The organism is Clostridium yunnanense, from assembly GCF_016595795.1.
GTDB classification, from domain to species: domain Bacteria; phylum Bacillota; class Clostridia; order Clostridiales; family Clostridiaceae; genus Clostridium_AR; species Clostridium_AR yunnanense.
Genome location: NZ_JAENHN010000010.1, coordinates 519570 through 538697 on the forward strand (window position 1 = coordinate 519570; position 19128 = coordinate 538697).

General features: G+C 32.2%; 13 protein-coding genes and 1 riboswitch. Of the genes, 11 read left to right on the forward strand and 2 right to left on the reverse strand.

What is annotated here, in order from left to right:
* Positions 1-557: 557 nt before the first annotated feature.
* The gene (locus tag JHL18_RS05430; protein WP_200266889.1) at positions 558-2312 is read left to right on the forward strand and encodes a helicase-related protein; all 1755 of its coding nucleotides are present in this window, start codon (positions 558-560) and stop codon (positions 2310-2312) included.
* 139 nt (positions 2313-2451) lie between these two features.
* On the opposite strand, the gene cobC is transcribed toward JHL18_RS05430, so the two are convergent.
* On the reverse strand, positions 2452-3081 hold the full coding sequence (gene cobC, locus JHL18_RS05435) for an alpha-ribazole phosphatase (protein ID WP_200266891.1): 630 nt from the start codon (positions 3079-3081) through the stop codon (positions 2452-2454).
* A gap of 631 nt (positions 3082-3712) precedes the next feature.
* Between cobC and JHL18_RS05440 the strand changes: the two genes are divergently transcribed.
* The 9 genes from JHL18_RS05440 (at position 3713) to JHL18_RS05475 (ending at position 16020) form a co-directional block, all read left to right on the forward strand.
* Positions 3713-5692 carry an APC family permease gene (locus tag JHL18_RS05440; protein WP_200266893.1) on the forward strand — a complete coding sequence of 660 codons (1980 nt, stop codon included), beginning with the start codon at positions 3713-3715 and terminating at the stop codon, positions 5690-5692.
* Positions 5693-5851: 159 nt separating this feature from the next.
* Positions 5852-5962, forward strand: a riboswitch (SAM riboswitch).
* Positions 5963-6293: 331 nt separating this feature from the next.
* A complete protein-coding gene (locus JHL18_RS05445) occupies positions 6294-7157 on the forward strand; it encodes a homoserine O-acetyltransferase/O-succinyltransferase family protein (RefSeq protein ID WP_200266895.1) in 864 nt (287 codons plus the stop codon).
* Positions 7158-7174: 17 nt separating this feature from the next.
* The gene (locus tag JHL18_RS05450) at positions 7175-8398 is read left to right on the forward strand and encodes a homoserine dehydrogenase (protein ID WP_243277787.1); all 1224 of its coding nucleotides are present in this window, start codon (positions 7175-7177) and stop codon (positions 8396-8398) included.
* A 204-nt stretch (positions 8399-8602) separates the two neighbouring features.
* The gene (locus JHL18_RS05455; RefSeq protein WP_200266899.1) at positions 8603-10411 is read left to right on the forward strand and encodes a DUF2264 domain-containing protein; all 1809 of its coding nucleotides are present in this window, start codon (positions 8603-8605) and stop codon (positions 10409-10411) included.
* A gap of 68 nt (positions 10412-10479) precedes the next feature.
* Positions 10480-11385, forward strand: a complete 906-nt coding sequence (locus JHL18_RS05460) for a tRNA 2-thiocytidine biosynthesis TtcA family protein (protein ID WP_200266901.1) — start codon at positions 10480-10482, stop codon at positions 11383-11385.
* 193 nt (positions 11386-11578) lie between these two features.
* A complete protein-coding gene (locus JHL18_RS26175) occupies positions 11579-11713 on the forward strand; it encodes a hypothetical protein (RefSeq protein WP_274600929.1) in 135 nt (44 codons plus the stop codon).
* A 482-nt stretch (positions 11714-12195) separates the two neighbouring features.
* Entirely contained in the window at positions 12196-13707 is a 1512-nt protein-coding gene (locus JHL18_RS05465) for a spore germination protein (RefSeq protein WP_200266903.1), read from the forward strand.
* 35 nt (positions 13708-13742) lie between these two features.
* Positions 13743-14951, forward strand: coding sequence for a Ger(x)C family spore germination protein (locus JHL18_RS05470; protein WP_200266905.1), 1209 nt, complete (start codon positions 13743-13745; stop codon positions 14949-14951).
* Positions 14932-16020: a GerAB/ArcD/ProY family transporter gene (locus JHL18_RS05475; RefSeq protein WP_200266907.1), complete on the forward strand. Its 1089-nt coding sequence runs from the start codon at positions 14932-14934 to the stop codon at positions 16018-16020. The genes JHL18_RS05470 and JHL18_RS05475 overlap by 20 nt, the downstream gene beginning before the upstream one ends.
* Before the next feature lie 160 nt (positions 16021-16180).
* Here the strand turns inward: JHL18_RS05475 and JHL18_RS05480 are convergent, their stop codons facing one another.
* Positions 16181-18091, reverse strand: a complete 1911-nt coding sequence (locus JHL18_RS05480; RefSeq protein ID WP_200266909.1) for a DNRLRE domain-containing protein — start codon at positions 18089-18091, stop codon at positions 16181-16183.
* A 425-nt stretch (positions 18092-18516) separates the two neighbouring features.
* Here JHL18_RS05480 and JHL18_RS05485 point away from each other — a divergent pair, with 425 nt between their 5' ends.
* Entirely contained in the window at positions 18517-19095 is a 579-nt protein-coding gene (locus JHL18_RS05485; protein WP_200266911.1) for an SOS response-associated peptidase, read from the forward strand.
* The last annotated feature ends 33 nt before the right edge of the window (positions 19096-19128 follow it).

Consider the following 19128-nt stretch of genomic DNA (forward strand, 5'->3'; position numbering starts at 1 on the left):
ACTGTACTGTTCGAACGTAGTGAGTTTACAGTTTTAGCCACGGAATATGGCAAAATCATATTAATTCTTTGCGAAGGCTCATTAAAGCATCGGATGACTAACCACTTAATTTCAACACAGTGCTTTAAGTTTCTATATAATTAATGCGTTTAGTTGTATTGAAAGTTTATGTTTGTGGAAAATTAGAACTACAGTGAAATTATTGGTTATGTTTAACAATTCTATTATGTGTAGGACATATTTTAAGATATGAATCAAATACTATAATAAGAAGGTAAAAAGTATATTCGGCGATTAATACATCAAGTTGCTTTCTAATGGGAAAACTTGATAAAATAGTATTAAAATAGATTGGCAAATGATCAATTAAATACTTGTGAAAATATAACAATATAAAAATGTAAAAATGTAAAAAGATAACAAGATAAGAAGATAAGAAGATAAGAAGATAAGAAGATAACAAGATAACAAGATAACAAGGTAAAAATATAACAATTTAAAAACATAAGAATTTATAGGAAATATGCGGGTTTCGCCGTAAGTTAGGGGTAAATTAGATGAAGAGAGCAGATGAGAGGAATTTTAGAAAGATAAAGAATCAAATTCAACAAATTGATGAAATAGTAAGACATACTAAAACTAATGCATTGTGGGAACATGAGGCTTCCGTTAGAAAAAAGCTTAAGGAGTTAAGCCAGTTTAGAAAAGAGGAACTTAGAGATTATGATAAGGTATATGAAGGATATATTGATGTTTTAAATTATATTTCGGGGAGACTTCTTGAGGACTATAATAAAAAGAATAATTCATCTTTTGATTTTTATTCAATTGTAAGAAACAATTTTGAGAGTTATGTTAGCTCAGGGATTATAAGTGTTCTTATTGCAGAGCATATACCTAAGATAATATCAGAAGAGTTTGATGAAGTATTTCCTAGGAATCCTAAGGATGAATATAGAAGAGCTAGAGCTATAAAAAGAAAAATATTTTTACATCTTGGAGAAACTAATACTGGAAAAACCTACAACTCAATGCAAAGATTAAAGCAATGTGAAAAAGGGATATATTTGTCTCCTTTAAGAATATTGGCACTAGAAAATTATGAAAGACTTAATAACGAAGGCGTAAAGTGCAACCTTATGACTGGTGAAGAAGAAATAATACATGAAGATGCCAAGCATATTTCTTGTACAATAGAGAAACTTGACATAAATGAACAGTATGAGATTGCTATAATAGATGAGATTCAGATGATAGATGATGATCAGAGAGGTGCTGCTTGGACTCGAGCATTACTTGGACTTAGGTGTAAGGAGATACATGTCTGCGGTGCAAAAAATTCAAAAGAGCTTTTACTTGAAATACTAGAAGATTGCGAAGATGAATATGAAATAATCGAATATAAAAGACAGATTCCTTTAATAGTAGATGAGAAAGCTTTTACATTAAAAGATATCAATCCAGGTGATGCTCTAGTTGTATTTTCAAAGAAAAGAGTGCTAGAACTTGGAATGCATTATTCTTCTTTAGGCATGAGAGCAAGCTTGATATATGGAGATCTTCCTCCAGAAGTAAGAAGAAAGCAATATGAAAGCTTTATAAGCGGTAGTAGCAAGATATTGATATCTACTGATGCTATAGGAATGGGAGTTAACCTTCCGATAAAAAGAATTGTATTCATGGACATAAAGAAATTTGATGGAAATGAAATTAGGTTCCTTAAAAGTCAGGAAGTAAAGCAAATAGGTGGTAGAGCAGGAAGAAAAGGAATTTATGATGAAGGCTTTGTTGCTTGCAGTGGAAATAACCAGAACTTTATTGAGGAAAATCTTTTAGTAGAAGATCAAGTAATAGAAGAAGCAGTTTTAGGACCAAGTGAAGAAATATTAAAGATAAAAAGCTTATCTTTAAGAGAAAAATTAGCATTGTGGAGTACTAAAAAAGAAAAGCTGCACTATTATAGAAAAATGGATGTTAGTGAATATTTAGTTATACTTGATGCAGTAAAAAGCTATAAGATACCAGAAGAAAAGCAGTGGAAGCTTATGAGGATTCCTATAGATATATCAAATGAAGATATAATGAAAGCTTTTTTAAATTATGTGGATGAACATTTTGTTGCTAAAAGTAACACGCTGACAAAGCCAGGTCTTAAGTTTTATGATTTGAAGGAGTTGGAAAATTATTATCAAAAAATCAATTTATATTATTCGTTCTCAAGAAGTTTTAAGCTTGAGTTTGATGAAGAATGGGTGTATGAAGAAAGAAAGAATGTAAGTGAAGAAATTAATAAGATATTATTAAATTTATAAAAACAGCCTAATGATTTAGCATAATCATTAGGCTGTTTTTTTCTTGCTGTAGTTTCTATAGATGTACCACTTCGAACCTAAAGATATTTTTAAAACTCTCACGGCTTCTGGTGAGAGAATTTTAAAATAATAAATTTCATTACGAAGTGGTACATCCATAATTTTCAGTAAAGTTATAGTTTGAATTTACGGCTAATACTCTAAAGGAATTTTTATCTTCAACGTATTCTATCACGCTTATACTTCCGTTTGGAATATCTAGTGCAGCTCTATTTTGAAGAGGCATTTGTAAAATAGTGCATAGAATCACTTTAATAACAGCGCCGTGAGATACCATAACTATATTGCTATTATTGTTTGGTAAAAGAGAATAGAGTGCATTAAAAACTCTTTCTTTAAGCTCTAGATAAGATTCACCCTCAGGGGGAGCAATACCAGCAATATCTTTTGACCAAGTTTCTAAAAACTCTTTATATTCAATTTTTATTTCGTCCCAGGTCTTTCCTTCCCACTTACCAAGATTAATCTCTTTAAATTCGTTTATAATATCTACATTAATATTAAGCTTTTTAGCAAGAGGTTCTGATGTCTTTAAAGCTCTTTTCAAAGGGCTTGAATATATTTTTCCAATAGTACAACTTTTTAAAATTTCAGCAATATTATTAGCTTGTTCTAATCCTTTTGAATTTAATTCTTCATCCTGGCTTCCTTGATATCTAAAGTTTTGATTCCATTCCGTCTGTCCATGTCTTATTAAATAAATGATCATACGTATCACCTCTTTTTCATGAAATGAGTTAAAAAAGCTGTATTCTATATAATTTAAGATAAAAAATCTTTAATATTTGAAATAGAATAATAATGCTTATTTAAAGTATATATAGATAAACCGATTGCCAATAAAATCTTTATTTTATAATGTTATTACCATTAATAGTTAATGCAAGTATTACTTGATTTTACTTAGATATAACTGGATTATCTATATAATATGAAAATAAAAATTATATAAATATTATTAGTAAAAAAATCAACAATATTATTTGATTATTAAATTATATAGCAAATTTATAAAAAAAAACAAGTGACTGATAGCAATAGGTTAAATGTTTTCATGTTTTTAAATGGTAACTTTAACATATAGTATATGGCAATTAAAATTGGAATATTTGCTTTTAAATTATGAAAATACAAAAAACAAGACATGCTAAATTTGGCTGTATTAGACGTTTTTCGACTATAAATAGGTAATTAACATGAATAGAATCATCACATCTCACAATATGTTAATATATTATGAATTTAAATCAATTTTAAGAATTTGAAGCTTATATCACACACTGATATAATACGAAATTGTTCCATTAATTATTTAGAAATATTTTCGGGAGAGGATTCTTATGGAAAAGATAAAAAGAAAGGTTATTGGTGAGCCCTTAAAATCATCACAAATTAAACATGAAAAGTTTAGCATTTTTAGAGGTCTTCCAATACTGTCATCTGATGCGATTTCATCAGTAGCATATGCTTGTGAAGAAATACTTATAGTGCTTATTCCAGTAATGGGAATACTATCATACAAGTACTTAATATATGTTACAGCTGCAATCATTGCATTATTGTGTATTTTGATTTTTTCTTATAGACAAACTATCGATAGTTACCCTAAAGGTGGGGGTTCATATATAGTTTCGAGAGAAAACTTGGGTGTAACACCAAGCTTACTAGCAGGTGCATCACTAACTACAGATTATATATTAACTGTAGCTGTAAGTTCCACTGCTGGTGTTGCTGCTATAACTTCAGCATTTCCGGCACTTTTAGAGTTTAGAGTTCCATTAACCTTACTTATAATAACTATAATGACCATAGGTAATTTAAGAGGTGTTAGGGAATCAGCTAAGTTATTTAGTGTACCTACATATTTCTTCTTATTCATTACATTATTAATGATAGCAGTAGGAATCGGTAAATACCTTATATATGGATATGTTCCAGTTGAGACAGCTCAAATTGTTCAAATGGAAAATACAATTGGGGATATGACCTTATTCTTGTTCTTAAGAGCTTTTGCTGCAGGGTGTACAGCTCTTACAGGTATAGAAGCTGTTAGTGATGGAGTTGCTAACTTTAAATCTCCTGCAACTAAGAATGCGAAAAACGTACTAAGTTTATTGTTCTTAATAGTTGTAATTATATTTGGTGGAGTATCATACCTTTCAACAATCTATCATACAACAGCAGGAGGAGATAGGACAGTTATATCCCAGATTGCTGGACAAGTTTTTGGACAAAATAGCTTATTGTTCTTCGTAATGCAATTTGCTACTACTTTAATACTAATTATGGCTGCAAATACAGCTTTCTCAGATTTTCCGTTATTGCTTTCTTTTATAGCAAAAGATGGATTTGCGCCAAGACAGTTTGCTAAAAGAGGAGATAGATTAAGTTTCTCCAATGGTATAATATTACTTGCAGTTGCTGCAGCTATATTAGTTATCGTGTTTAAAGGTGAAAATCACTTAATGTTACCACTATATGCAATTGGTGTATTTATATCCTTTACTTTATCCCAAAGTGGTATGGTAATGAGATGGATTAGAACAAAAGCACCAGGTTGGAAGCACAAAGCGTTTATAAATGGGTTAGGAGCTACAATTACATTTATAACTTTGATAGTTATATCAATAGTTAAGTTTAAGCATGGAGCATGGGTAGTTATAATACTTATACCAGCATTAATGCTTCTTATGAAGAGAATAAGAAGACATTATGCAAAGGTTGCTAGACAATTAAGCTTAGACAATAACTACTTCCCAGTATTTAATAGTAATGCTGCTAAAAGATTTATAGTTCCTGTGGGAGCTTTAAATGAGGCTGTTGTAAAAACAATAAACTATGCAAAATGTTTATCTGATGATATAACTGCTTTCCATGCATCAACGGATGAAGAGGAAACAGCAAAGCTTAAAGAAAAGTGGGATAAATATGAAATGGGAATTCCTCTTATAGTAAGAGAAGTTGATTATAGAGAAGTCGTTAATCCGTTGGTAGATTTCATAGAAAATGGTGACTTTAGGGAAAGTAAAAAAGATATGGTTACAGTCGTTATCCCTCAGTTTAATGCAGAAAAATGGTGGGGAAATGCACTTCATAACCAAACTGCAATGTTCTTAAGAAGTACATTACTTAAGAGAAGAAACATAGCTGTTATATCTGTTCCATTTATTATAGAAAATGATTATGATACACAAAACATGGAAAAGGTATTAGAAGAATATACCGATAAAGAGTGTTTCAAGTGTAAAGATACAGGAAAAGCTCAAGAAAAAAAGTGTGAAAGTGAAAAAACTGAGCAAGCTGATAAGAATAGTAATTAATGTAATTAATAGAAAAAAGAGAAAAGTGATAAAAAATAGAGATAATAGGAGAAAATCGCAGTTAAGGTCTGGTGTGGTTGCTCCTATTATCCTAATTTGATATTTGAACATATAGACTTTTCTTGTATAATTATAGCAAACATAATTGAATATTTAGGTCTTTTATCAAGAACGGTGGAGGGACTGGCCCTTTGAAGCCTGGCAACAGCTAGCAGTCATTAGCTAGAATTGTGCTAAATCCTGCAGGATTATATTCCTGAGAGATAATGGATATATGCTAAACACATTGAAATTGTATATTTGCAATGTTTTTTAAGCTATTTCTCTATCTCTATAGAAAAATAGCTTTTATTTTCTATAGAGATAGTTTTATAGATTTATACTAGTTCGAATCAAAATCCGTTTTTAAAATTTTCACAGCTTTTGGTGAGAGAATTTAAAAATATATTTTATTACGAAATGGTACATCTATAAAGAGGATTATTTTAGGATAGAAGACTACCTGTGATTTTTTAAAATCATACTAGGTGGTCTTTTATTATTTTTAAAATCCATAATAGAGATTTTATATAGATTTTAAATTTGGGGAGGTAAGCTAGGTATGACTATATACTGTAAAGGGAAATTAGTGGGAGCAGATTTAATAAAATATAATAAAAATATTGTAATAGATAGAGTTGAAAAGAACTTACCTAAAATAGGAATTCTAAATTTAATGCCAAATAAGTATGAAACAGAAAGGCAGCTTTTAGAATTGCTATCTAGAACTTCTTTAAATATGGAGGTTAAGTTTATAAGGCTTGTGACCCATGAATGCAAGTCTGTTCCAAAAGAATACTTAATTGAAAATTACGAAGCTTTTAATGATATTAAGGATGAATTGGATTGCTTAATTGTAACAGGGGCGCCGGTAGAAAAATTGGATTTCGAAGATGTATCTTATATAGATGAATTAAATGAAGTTTTGAGCTTTGCTAAGGATAATAATAAAAAGTCTATATTTATATGTTGGGGAGCTCAAGCTGCATTAAATCATTATCATGGAATACGTAAAGAACTTTGTGATAAGAAGATTTTTGGAATATTTGACCATAATAAAGTGGAAAATCACTGGATTTTAGAAGGTATAAGTAATGATCTTTTTGCTCCTCATTCTAGACATACAAAATTAGTAAGTGCAGATGTAACTGCTTGTAAGGATTTAAAGGTTATAGCAAAATCAGATGAGGCAGGAGAGTATGTAATAATTGATGACAATTCTTTGTATATACTAGGTCATTGTGAGTATCATAAGGAAACTTTAAAAAATGAGTATTTTAGAGATTTGAATAAGGGATTACCTATAAATATACCAAAAAATTATTTTGTAAAGAATGATCCGAGTGATGACATAATTGAAAGCTGGAAAGAAGATGGAATAAGGTTATATGATAACTGGCTTAAAAGTTTTATAGTAGGATTTTAATGAAAGAGGAGGCTTATATGAAAAAGATAGCGGTATTAGGTTACGGTGTGGTTGGAACAGGACTTATAGAACTAATAGAAAAAAACAAAAATAAAGATGGAGAAGCTGAAGTTCAGGTTGAGACAATATTAGTAAAACATAAAGAAAAGCATCTTAATAAAAAATTAGGTGATAAGATAACAGATAGTATTGAGGACGTTTTTTCTAAGGAGTGGGATATACTAGTTGAGGTTATTGGGGGGATAAATCCTGCCTACCGATATGTAAAGAAAGCTTTAGAACTTGGAAAGCATGTGGTCACTGCTAACAAGGATTTGATTGCAGAGTACGGTGATGAGCTATTTGAGTTAGCAAAAGGTAACAGAGTTTCATTAAAGTTTGAAGCTTCAGTTGCAGGAGGAATACCAATCATAAAACCGCTTACTGAATCCTTAAGTGGAAATGATATAAGAAGTGTAAAAGGTATAATAAATGGAACTACTAATTTTATACTTTCTAAGATGTATGAAGAAGGCGTTGAATACGAAGAAGCACTTAGAGAAGCACAAGTTCTAGGCTTTGCTGAAGCAAATCCGGATTCAGATGTATTAGGGTACGATGCTGCTAGAAAACTTGCTATCCTATCGACTTTAGCTTTTAAGAAGAGAGTTTTTTGGAAGGATATAGAGGTAGAAGGTATAACATCTATAGATAGTAAGGACTTTGCATATGCAAAGAGAGCAAACTGTAAGATAAAGTTATTATCATATAGTAAGAAAGAAGAAAATAAAGTTTTTGCTTCTGTAAAACCAGTTTTAATAGATAGTGAATCTGACTTTTACAGAGTAAACAATGAAGTTAATTCAGTTATTGTTAGTGGAGATGCTGTTGGTGAATTAGTTTTTAAAGGAAGTGGAGCAGGTATGCTTCCTACAGCTTCAGCTGTATATGGAGATATTATTGATCTAGCTTTAAACAAAAATAGTATTGTTATAAACAGCTTCTCAGAAGATAAGGTTAATATAGAGTCGAGTTTAAAAGAAAAAGTTCAAAGTCTTATTAGAATTCATACAGATAATAAGGAAAATCTTATTAAAGAATTGAATGTTAGATTTTTGGCCTCTGAGTTTATTGATATATTTGATAATGAGATAGGTTTGTTAGTTAATGGATACACAGAAGGCGAGATAGAAGACGGTTTGATTTTAATAAAGAATCTATCCTATGTAAACAATGTAAAAAGAATACTTAAAGTGAGCTAGCGGAAAGTCAACTGAATAAAGTTGACTTTTTTTTCTTTACAAAAATATAAAATATTTAAATTTACTAATGATTTTCTAGTTTAAATATATTGAAAAAGCACTGCAAATCTAAAAAAAGTAGCATTGTAAATAACTGACATAATTCTATAATTTAAGAGTGAAATACATCTTAGAAGGTTATTTAAAAAAGAGATGGAGGTTTTTATGGTTAATATAGAAAATAAAGCTGATTTATTAAGACTTACAGAAGAGTTTTTACATCCCATGATGAATAAGTTTTCTGAAGGTAAAGCATATTTGAATTTTGGAGTTACAGAAGCTCACTATGGCAAAAAAGTAGCCGGCTTTGAAGCTTTTTCGAGACCTTTATGGGCAGTGTTCTTTAGTTTGGCAAGTGGAAAGGAATTAAAAGAGCTAGACTATTTTGTTGAAGGAATTAAAAATGGTACTAATCCTAATCATGAAGAATATTGGGGTGAAGTTAAAGATTATTCTCAGAAGTTGGTTGAAATGGCCGTTTATGGGGTAGGGCTAATAATGGCTGGTGATAAATTATTAGCGCGTTTTAATGAAGAAGAGAAGGCGAATTTTTTAAATTGGCTTAGTATAGAGATTCAGAGAGAAGTTCCTGATAACAATTGGCATTTTTTTAGAATACTTGTTTCTATAGGGCTTAAGAAAGTAGGATGGAGCTATAATAAAAAGATTTTAGAAGATAGTTTAGAACGAATAGAAGAATTTTATATAGGTGATGGTTGGTATTCAGATGGAATAACTAATCAAAGGGATTATTATATCTCCTTTGCAATGCATTTTTATGGGCTTATATATGCAAAGTCTATGAAGAATGAAGATTCTGAGAGAGCTAAAATATTTAAGCGAAGAGCATATATTTTTGCCAAAGACTTTATTTACTGGTTTGATAAAGAAGGAAAGGCACTTCCTTTTGGAAGAAGCTTAACTTATAGATTTGCACAGTGTGCTTTTTGGAGTGCCATGGTTTATGCAGATTTAAGGCCTTATTCATTAGGTGTAATGAAGGGGATAATACTAAGACATTTAAGATGGTGGACAAAACAGCCTATACTTTCAGATGAAGGGTTACTAACCATTGGATATGGATATGGAAATATATCTATGGCTGAGGAGTATAATGCACCAGGATCTCCTTACTGGGCTTTTAAGAGTTTTTTGATTTTAGCGTTAAAAGAAGATGATGAATTTTGGACAGTGAAAGAAGAGCATTTGCCGAGACTTGATAAAGTACATTCTATTAAACCTGCATATATGATATTAAACCATGATGAAGGCTCAAAACACGTATTCTGCCTAACTTCAGGACAATATGCAGACTTTGAACCAAACTATACTCAGGAAAAATACACAAAGTTTGCATATTCCAATCATTTTGGGTTTAATATTTCAAAAGATAATTATAGCATTGAAAAGTTTGCATTTGATTCTACCTTAGCCTTAAGTGAAAGAGATAATTATTATAGAACTAGGCGTAGGTGTGATCAGGTTAAAACAGAAGGGAATACTATCTTTTCAGAGTGGTGTCCTTGGAAAAATGTTAAGATAAAAACCTGGCTAATTGCTTTAGGTCAGTGGCATGTAAGAATTCATAAAGTTAATACAGAAAGAAAACTTGATATTGTTGAAGGCGGCTTTTCGGTTATAGCTTCAGAAGTACAAGATCGCTGCAAAGAGAGAACTTACGTTATTTGTAATGGGGATAATGGAGTATCAGCATTAGTGGATTTGCTTAACAATAGAGATGTTTTAAGTAAATACACTCCTCCGAATTCAAATATATTATATCCAAGCAAGATGAAGATTCCGGGATTATATACAACTGTAGAGGAAGGTGAGTACATTTTTGGCTCAGCGGTGCTCGCACATCCGGATGAAGATACTTTCCAAGAGTTGTGGAAAGATATACCTTCCTTATCAATTAATAAAGATATTGCGGAAGTGTTTTACAATGATTCAGTTACTAGTATAAAATTATAAGAAAATTGAAATACAATGATAAATGGTGTTATAATATTTTGTACAAAATATTATAATGAGGTGAACATATGAGCGGTATAGCTGGAAATGGATGCGAGATAGTTGTTCCATTTAATGAACGAAAGTCACTTGATGAGATAGAAAGAAGTCTTAGAAAGACTTATAAGAAAAATATATGGTCAAAGTTTGTAAGAGCAATTAAAGATTTTAAGATGATAGAAGAAGGAGATAAGATAGCAGTAGCTATATCAGGCGGTAAGGATTCTATGCTTATGGCTAAGCTTTTTCAAGAGCTTAAAAGACACGGACAGATGAATTTTGAGTTAGAATTTATTGTTATGGATCCCGGATATCACCCTCAAATAAAAGAACTGCTTATAAGTAACTGTGAACATCTTAATATACCAATATCGATTTTTGAGTCAGGTATATTTGATATAGTAGATAAGATAGCACAAGATTATCCGTGCTATATGTGTGCGAAAATGAGAAGAGGAGCACTTTACAATAGAGCAAAGCAATTAGGCTGCAATAAGCTTGCCTTAGGGCATCATTACAATGATGTAATTGAAACTACAATGTTAAACATACTTTATGGGGCAAGTTTTAAGACTATGCTTCCAAAGTTAAAGTCTGATAACTTTGAAGGTATGGAGCTTATAAGACCAATGTATTATGTTGAAGAAACATATATAAAGAGATTTACTCAAAATGCTGGAATATGGCCACTTAACTGCGCATGTATGGTTGCTGCAAAGAAGGTTGGAAATAAGAGATATGAAATAAAAGAAATGATAGAAAATCTAAAAAAAGATTTCAAAGATGTAGAAAAATCTATATTTAATGCAGCTAAAAATGTAAATATGAATTCTATAATAGGATGGGAAAAAGATGGTGTAAAGCACTCCTATTTAGATGAGTATAATGACGACGGCATTGGTGACAGTTCAGCAGATGGTGAAGATGAAGTATAAATTAAGTTTTGATATAGGAACTCTTTATAGGATTCATAACTCAACTATTAATTTATACGTGCCCGATAATCCCCAGAAGCCGGGATTATCGAACAAGTATAAATTAAGTTTCGATATATGAATCCTTTAGTAATACAATTATAAGATAGTGGGATAATAACCTTTGAAAACATATAGTTTAAGGAGGAATATTATGGCTACTAAAGAGAATAAAGATAAAAGCAAACAAGTGGATGGAAGAATAAGCATGGAGATTCAATCAGACGTAGTTCATGAGAATACATCTCATACAGACAATCAACCAAAAGCTAAATATCAGAAAAAATAATATATCTTTTAAAAGAAGTCATTTATCAAATGGCTTCTTTTTTTATTCTTTAGGAATTTATAACTCAATTATAAATGTGAATAAATACAAGCAGCCACTTAAAACATAATGTGATCTAAAGAATAATATGTAGCCTGTCAAATTTTCCTCCTATACATTGGGAAAGTCATATGCGTTAAAAAAAGCTCTCTTCAGCACCTTTTTTACCAAAATTGGCCTTGAATAACCAATATCCTTATTGGATATAATTACAATTGTACATTTTATGGTTAAATGCACTTTTGCTCTACGAAGTTTTATATTAATGGATAGTTCGGATATTTTAAAATCATAAAGATTGGGTATTTATCCATATGAGAAGATAAACTACTTCAGTCATTAGACTCTAAGTAAAGATTTCTATGAACCTACGAATCTTTATTTGGATGGATTTTAATATGAAGTAATATTTCTATAGAGATACTATTAGGAGATGCATATAAGTGGAAAATAGAGTAGTAGCAACCCAATTGGACAATAATAAAAATTTCATAAAAAGTAAACTTGGTGATAGTGGAGATGTAATGTACAGAGATTTTACTATACCAATGTTTGCAGATAAAAAAGCATTAGCAGTTTATATAGATGGATTAGTTGGTGCCAAGGAGATAGATGATATACTGCTTAGACCACTTATGTCAAGAAAGAATGAAAATATAAATCTACAGGATAATAATGCTTTAGATCAATTAATAAGTAAAGGAGTTATATCTAAAGCTGTTACTGTCTCGAAAGATTTTGAAAAACTTTTGGATAGTCTTTTATCTGGAGACACTATTGTTTTTATAGATACAGTAAATGAAGCAATGATTATATCAACTCGTGGATTTCAGATGAGGAGTATAGCAGAGCCTAGTAATGAAGCAAGTATAAGAGGACCTAAAGATAGCTTTATAGAAAGTATCAGAGCTAACACTGCACTAATAAGAAGAAGAATTAGAGACTATGACTTAAGATTCGATTCGTTAAAGGTTGGAAAAAGGACTAAAACTGATATTGCTTTAGCTTATATAGATTCTATTGTAAATAAAGATGTTTTAAAAGAAGTTAATGATAGGTTAAATAAAATAGACATAGATGCGATTTTGGATAGTTCATATATAGAAGAATTAATTGAGGATTCATCTTTTACTTTATTCCCTCAAATGGAGGTAACTGAAAGACCGGATAAAGCTTGTGCTTCTATATTGGAAGGAAAAATTATTATAATTGTTGATAATAGCCCATTTGTTCTGATGTTGCCTGTTGTATTTTGGCAGTTCTTTCAAGCTGCAGATGATTATTATGAAAAATTTCAAATAGCAACTTTTTTAAGATGGCTAAGGTTAATTGCATTAATTTTATCAATGACGCTTTCATCAATTTATGTTATGCTTGTATCTTTTCATCAAGAGATGCTGCCAACTTCATTAGCTCTAAAAATAGCAGCTTCAAGAGAAGGTGTTCCATTTCCTTCAATTATGGAGGCTTTGTTTATGGAGACTATGTTTGAGCTTATGAGAGAGGCTGGACTACGTATGCCTAAGCCTATAGGGCAGGCAGTTGGAATTGTAGGAGCCCTTGTTGTTGGAGAGGCTGCGGTTTCAGCAGGACTCGTAGGGCCGCTTCTTATCATTTTTGTAGCAGGTTCTGCTATAAGTTCTTTTGCAATACCTGCATATAATACTTCATATTCATTGAGATTGACAAGATTTATTATTCTTATTGCCACTGGGATATTTGGGATATTAGGGTTTTTAGGTGCAGGTATTCTGATAACACTTCATCTTTTATCCTTAAACTCGTTCGGTGTTCAATTCCTGGGAGCTTTAGATCCTGTTACTCCTAGGGCTAGAAAGGATAGTTTATTCAAGGCACCGCTACGGAATATGAACAAAAGATCTCCTGCTTTTGGGCCTAAAGATGTGAATAGACAATCAAAAACTAGTGATAAAAATGAAACACCAAAAAACTAACTTTGCATATGCCTTTTAGAAAGTGGTGAATACATATGAAAAAACTCAGAGTCATAAGCGTAATTTTAGAAATATGTATAGTTGCAACGTTTTTTCAAGGTTGCTGGGATATGAGAGAAATTAATGAATTAGGTCTAGTCATGGCCGTAGGAATAGATAAGAAGGATGACAATGATTTTACTGTAACTGTTCAAGTTGCTAAACCTAATGAGGCTGGAAGTAGTACTCAAGGTTCTAGTAGTGAACCAGTGTGGGTAGGAACAGCTGATGGTAAAACCATATTTGATGCTATAAGGAATGTTGCGAAGATGTCTTCGAGAAGGATTATGTGGGCTCACAACAATATTATTGTTTTAGGAGAAAATCTAGCAAGAGAAAGTATAACACCAGTGATAGATTTTTTTGCACACAATAGTGAGTTAAGAATGAAAACCTGGATAGCGGTAGTAAAAGGAGATGCAAGGCCATATATTGAAGCAAAGACAGGTATGGAAAGTATTCCAGCGTTATCTTTAGCTAGACTTTATAAATATGGTCAATTGCCAGCAAAGAGCATTAAATCTGATATGTTAACTGTATTTAGAGATTATAAAAGTGAAACACAACAGCCAATTATATCTCAATTGAATATGGTAACAAATGCTTCTAAAAAGGAACCGCAAGTAGAGCTAGCAGGGTCTGGAGTATTGAAAGATGATAAATTAGTAGGTTTTCTGACTCCCGATGAAACAAGAGGGATTAATTTTGTAAGAGAAAAAGTTAAAAGTTCCATACTGTCAGTCGCTTCTACCTTGTTGAATAACAAAAGGGTTACAGTTGAGATTCATGATATTAAAACAAAAATTAAATCTACAATTATTGGTGACGCTCCTCAGATTACTGTAAGTATTTCTGCTATAGGGGAGATTACTGAGCAAGATGAAGTGTCAAATGTATCAATAGAGGTATTTAAGAAAGAAGTAGAAGGTTTAATACAAGCAAAAATTAAAGGTGATACTGAAGATGCGATTAAAAAGCTTCAAACAGAATTTAATAGCGATGTTGTTGCTTTTGGAAGATTCGTTCATATACAAAATAAAGAGCAGTGGGACAAAATTTTTCAATATAAATGGGATGAAACTTTTAAAAAGACAGCAGTAAAAGTAAATGCAAAAATAAATATAGATTCAAGTTCTTTATTTCAAATACCAATTCAAAACGAAAAAGTTAATGGAGGAGAAAAGGTTGAAGGCAAAGATAAGTAGGTTACAGTATTTTTTTATGATTCCGAATCTTATTTATGGCAAGGCTATAGGTATAACTTCAGGCATAGTGGTAAGAAAGGTAGGAGGGGATGTATGGACCTCTATGCTTATTGGATTTTTAATAGGGACTTTAATTGTTATGGCAACTAGTGTAATCGCCATCAGGCTTGGGGAGGATAACATAGTGCAGTTTGCAAAAAAAACTATGGGACCCAGATCTTCGTATCTTCTAGGCATAGTACTAGGTATATATTTTGCTATAGCGTTTACTGTATCTTCCAATGTTCTTATGTTGCATTTAAAGGAATATCTGCTTCCTCAAACACCCTTTTTAATGCTATGTATAGTATACATAGCATTATGTACATATGGTGCTTGGTTAGGCGTAGAAGTAATAATAAGATTTTCTTTTTTTGGATTCATAATGACAATGTTAATAAATATAACTATGGTTATTGGAACCTTTAGAGATTTCAGAGTTCAAAATTTGCAACCAACATTAGATAGGGGGATAATAGCCAATGTTATGGCTAGTCCTTATGTTTTTCTTGATATATCAATGATTATATTATCAATATTAATTATATATCCGATGATTAATAATAAGAAAAATATTAACAAAATAACATTAGGGGGTACCCTGTTAGGAATAATTAGCGTAATAATATGGCCTATTTTTGAAACGGGAGTTCTTGGCGCCGATGTAATGAAACAGTTTGTAGTAGTTTGTATGCAACAGGTACGAAGTGCTGAATTAACACAGTATTTGCCTAGATATGAATTAATAATGGTTAGTTTTTTTGTTTGGGGACTTTTTGTACAGTCAGTGGTGATGCTGTATTGTTCAATGTATAGTTTCAAACAAGCAACAAGAGTGAAAAAAAATCCGTTAATATTAATACCATTAGCTGTAGTATGTGTGTTTATTACTAATTATCAAGGAAGAGATCATAATGACTATATCAAGTTTTTAACTAATATATGGACGCCAGTATCTGTGATATTAGGTGTAGGCATACCTCTAGTTTTAGCGGTAATAATGATTTTTAGAAGAAAAAAGTGCAATTAAAATAATATTTAAGTAATTAAGTTTTAGTATAAAGGTAATGATTATAGTATTAAAAAGTATAAAAGAATAATATATTGACATCTATGTTTTCTTTGTATATAAGAAAAGATGCAAAAATCGCTAAAGTTAGCCACTTTAGCGATTTTTTTTTTAATTTTTATTAACTATCTAATTTAGTCAAAATCAAAGATGCAGATACTGAGTTAACAGAATTTAATATTATTGGGTTTTCTGAGTTGTTAATCAATTCTACTGTCTCTGAAGTAGAAAGTGGTATTATTGCCTGCCCAGTAATGAGGTTAGTATCAGTAGGGTTAGAATAAACTGTTGTTGAAACTATCTGAGTACCGTTAATTCTAAGCGCTATACTTTGAAGATTAACATCTGCAGATATAACTATAAATCTAGCTTCATATAAACCTGAAGTTGCAATTGATACAAAAGTTGAAATAGGTGTAAATCCAAAACCGTTTTGAACTGCTCCATTGAAAGCAACAGGAGAACCAGGATTTACTACTCCACCTATATTGTTGAAGAAATATCCAAAAGCCACTAAACCTAGACCAGAGGCTCCAGTAGCACCAGTTGCTCCAGTAACGCCAGTAGGACCAGTAACACCAGTAGGGCCGGTAACACCAGTAGGACCAGTAACACCAGTAGGGCCGGTTGCACCAGTAGGACCAGTAACACCGCTAGGACCAGTAACACCGGTAGGACCAGTAACACCAGTAGGACCAGTAACACCAGTAGGGCCGGTAACACCAGTAGGACCAGTAACACCAGTAGGGCCAGTAACGCCAGTAGGACCAGTAACACCAGTAGGGCCAGTAGGACCAGTAACGCCAGTAGGGCCAGTAGGACCAGTAGGGCCAGTAACACCGGTAGGGCCAGTAACACCAGTAGGACCAGTAACACCAGTAGGGCCAGTAACACCAGTAGGGCCGGTTACGCCAGTAGGGCCAGTAACGCCAGTAGGGCCAGTAACACCAGTAGGGCCAGTAACACCAGTAGGGCCAGTAGGACCAGTAACGCCAGTAGGACCAGTAGGTCCAGTAACACCGGTAGGACCAGTAACACCAGTAGGGCCAGTAATACCAGTAGGGCCGGTAATACCGGTAGGACCAGTAACGCCAGTAGGACCAGTAACACCAGTAGGACCAGTAACACCAGTAGGGCCAGTAACACCAGTAGGGCCAGTAACACCAGTAGGGCCAGTAACACCAGTAGGACCAGTAATACCGGTAGGACCAGTAGGACCAGTAATGCCAGTAGGGCCGGTTACACCAGTAGGACCAGTAACGCCAGTAGGACCAGTAACACCAGTAGGACCAGTAACACCAGTAGGGCCAGTAACTCCGGTAGGGCCAGTAACACCAGTAGGGCCAGTAACACCAGTAGGACCAGTAATACCGGTAGGACCAGTAATACCAGTAGGACCAGTAATGCCAGTAGGGCCGGTTACACCAGTAGGACCAGTAACGCCAGTAGGGCCAGTAACACCAGTAGGGCCAGTTGCACCGGTAGGACCTACGATTGGTTGGTAAAATATTTTTAGTATAGGTGGATTTGAACTTTCTTTTGAAGAAAATGCTACTAGAGAATTTGTAACATTCTCACAGCCTCGTATTGTGATTCCATAATTATCGTAGAAGCCCAAAGCCCAGCCTTTAACTAAATCTGTTATGTCTATACCTATATATGAATATCTGTCAGATACGTTTATTTCTCTGGCATATCCGGTAGATTCAAAGGTAGGAGCGTTGTTCCAGATTACTGAATTTTCATTGAAATTTTGTGTGTTTCGATATATTGTAATTTCAGAATCTCTAAAAGTACAATCTTTCAAATTGATATCATCAACATATAAGTATAATGTTGCTCTTGATATCATTGTTCCATATGGGATATCTGGGTTCAGATTGAACTTTATTAAAGATCTAAATATATTAGAATGGCAATTATGCCTAGTATAATTGCCAACTAATAAAAATGGTGCTGAAGAAAAATTTTCATTGGGATTTAAACTTGAAACATAGACATCGTCGGTTGGCAATACATTAATATAAGCCATATTTTTTAAATCACCTCACTATAGTGATAGTATTAGATAACTACATTTTGTATACTACTATGGATGTACCACTTTGTATTAAATTAAATTCTCTCACCAGAAACCGTGAGAGTTTAAAAAATAGATTTCTGTTCGAATTGGTGCATCATTAGTAATATAATTATTGAGTAAATTAATGTAGTTGATATATAAAAACTTTAAGACGATAATCGGACATTATAGCGTAATGTATAATTATCTAGTATACAATATGTAATAAGAAGGTAAAATGTGTCTAAAAATGCCATAAATAAGTTATACTATGGGTATGGTTATAGAAGTTGCATCAAAAATAATACTATGCCTACATGGGGTTATTTAATAAGTTTTATAGTAAAATTTTAAATTCAACAATAATATTAAATAATATACTAAGGAGGGATAATATGTGTGGTAGATTCTATCTTGAAGAAGGATTTTGTCATAAGGATTTTAGCTCAGATAATAAGATAGGTGTAGAGTACGGAGAAAGACTTCCATCAAATAAAGCTTTAATTATGACTAATGGCGAAAGTGACACTATGAAATGGGGAATTCCATATGAGAATAAACTTATTATAAATGCCAGATCAGAAAGCTTATTTAATAAAAAGATGTTTTCAGAACTTATAACCACCAAAAGGTGCGTTGTTCCTGCTAATTGGTTTTATGATTGGAAGAATGGTGTTAAGTACAAGATAAGTCTTAAAAATGATCAGATTTTTTATATGGCTGGAATATATGGTAAATATATAAATAAAGAAAATAAAGCGGAAAATGGCTTTGTTATAATAACAGCTAGTGCAAATAAAGAGATGAGTGAGATTCATCATAGAATTCCTGTAATGCTCAACGAAGATGAAAAAGATATTTATCTTAATCCAGATAGCGATTTAGGAACTATAAAAGAGTTATTAAGGGCAGTTAAAGATGATTCATTAAATATAATAGAACATAGTGGAAGTGAACAACTATCGCTATTTTGAGCTTAATGTTCGTGATTTTATAAATTTCAAAGA

Coding starts and splice junctions, on each gene's coding strand:
- JHL18_RS05470 (WP_200266905.1), top strand. CDS start 13,743: ATGAAAAAACTCAGAGTCATAAGCGTAATTTTAGAAATATGTATAGTT.
- JHL18_RS05430 (WP_200266889.1), top strand. CDS start 558: ATGAAGAGAGCAGATGAGAGGAATTTTAGAAAGATAAAGAATCAAATT.
- JHL18_RS05450 (WP_243277787.1), top strand. CDS start 7,175: ATGAAAAAGATAGCGGTATTAGGTTACGGTGTGGTTGGAACAGGACTT.
- JHL18_RS05440 (WP_200266893.1), top strand. CDS start 3,713: ATGGAAAAGATAAAAAGAAAGGTTATTGGTGAGCCCTTAAAATCATCA.
- JHL18_RS05455 (WP_200266899.1), top strand. CDS start 8,603: ATGGTTAATATAGAAAATAAAGCTGATTTATTAAGACTTACAGAAGAG.
- JHL18_RS05445 (WP_200266895.1), top strand. CDS start 6,294: ATGACTATATACTGTAAAGGGAAATTAGTGGGAGCAGATTTAATAAAA.
- JHL18_RS26175 (WP_274600929.1), top strand. CDS start 11,579: ATGGCTACTAAAGAGAATAAAGATAAAAGCAAACAAGTGGATGGAAGA.
- JHL18_RS05480 (WP_200266909.1), bottom strand. CDS start 18,091: ATGGCTTATATTAATGTATTGCCAACCGACGATGTCTATGTTTCAAGT.
- JHL18_RS05460 (WP_200266901.1), top strand. CDS start 10,480: ATGAGCGGTATAGCTGGAAATGGATGCGAGATAGTTGTTCCATTTAAT.
- JHL18_RS05485 (WP_200266911.1), top strand. CDS start 18,517: ATGTGTGGTAGATTCTATCTTGAAGAAGGATTTTGTCATAAGGATTTT.
- cobC (WP_200266891.1), bottom strand. CDS start 3,081: ATGATCATTTATTTAATAAGACATGGACAGACGGAATGGAATCAAAAC.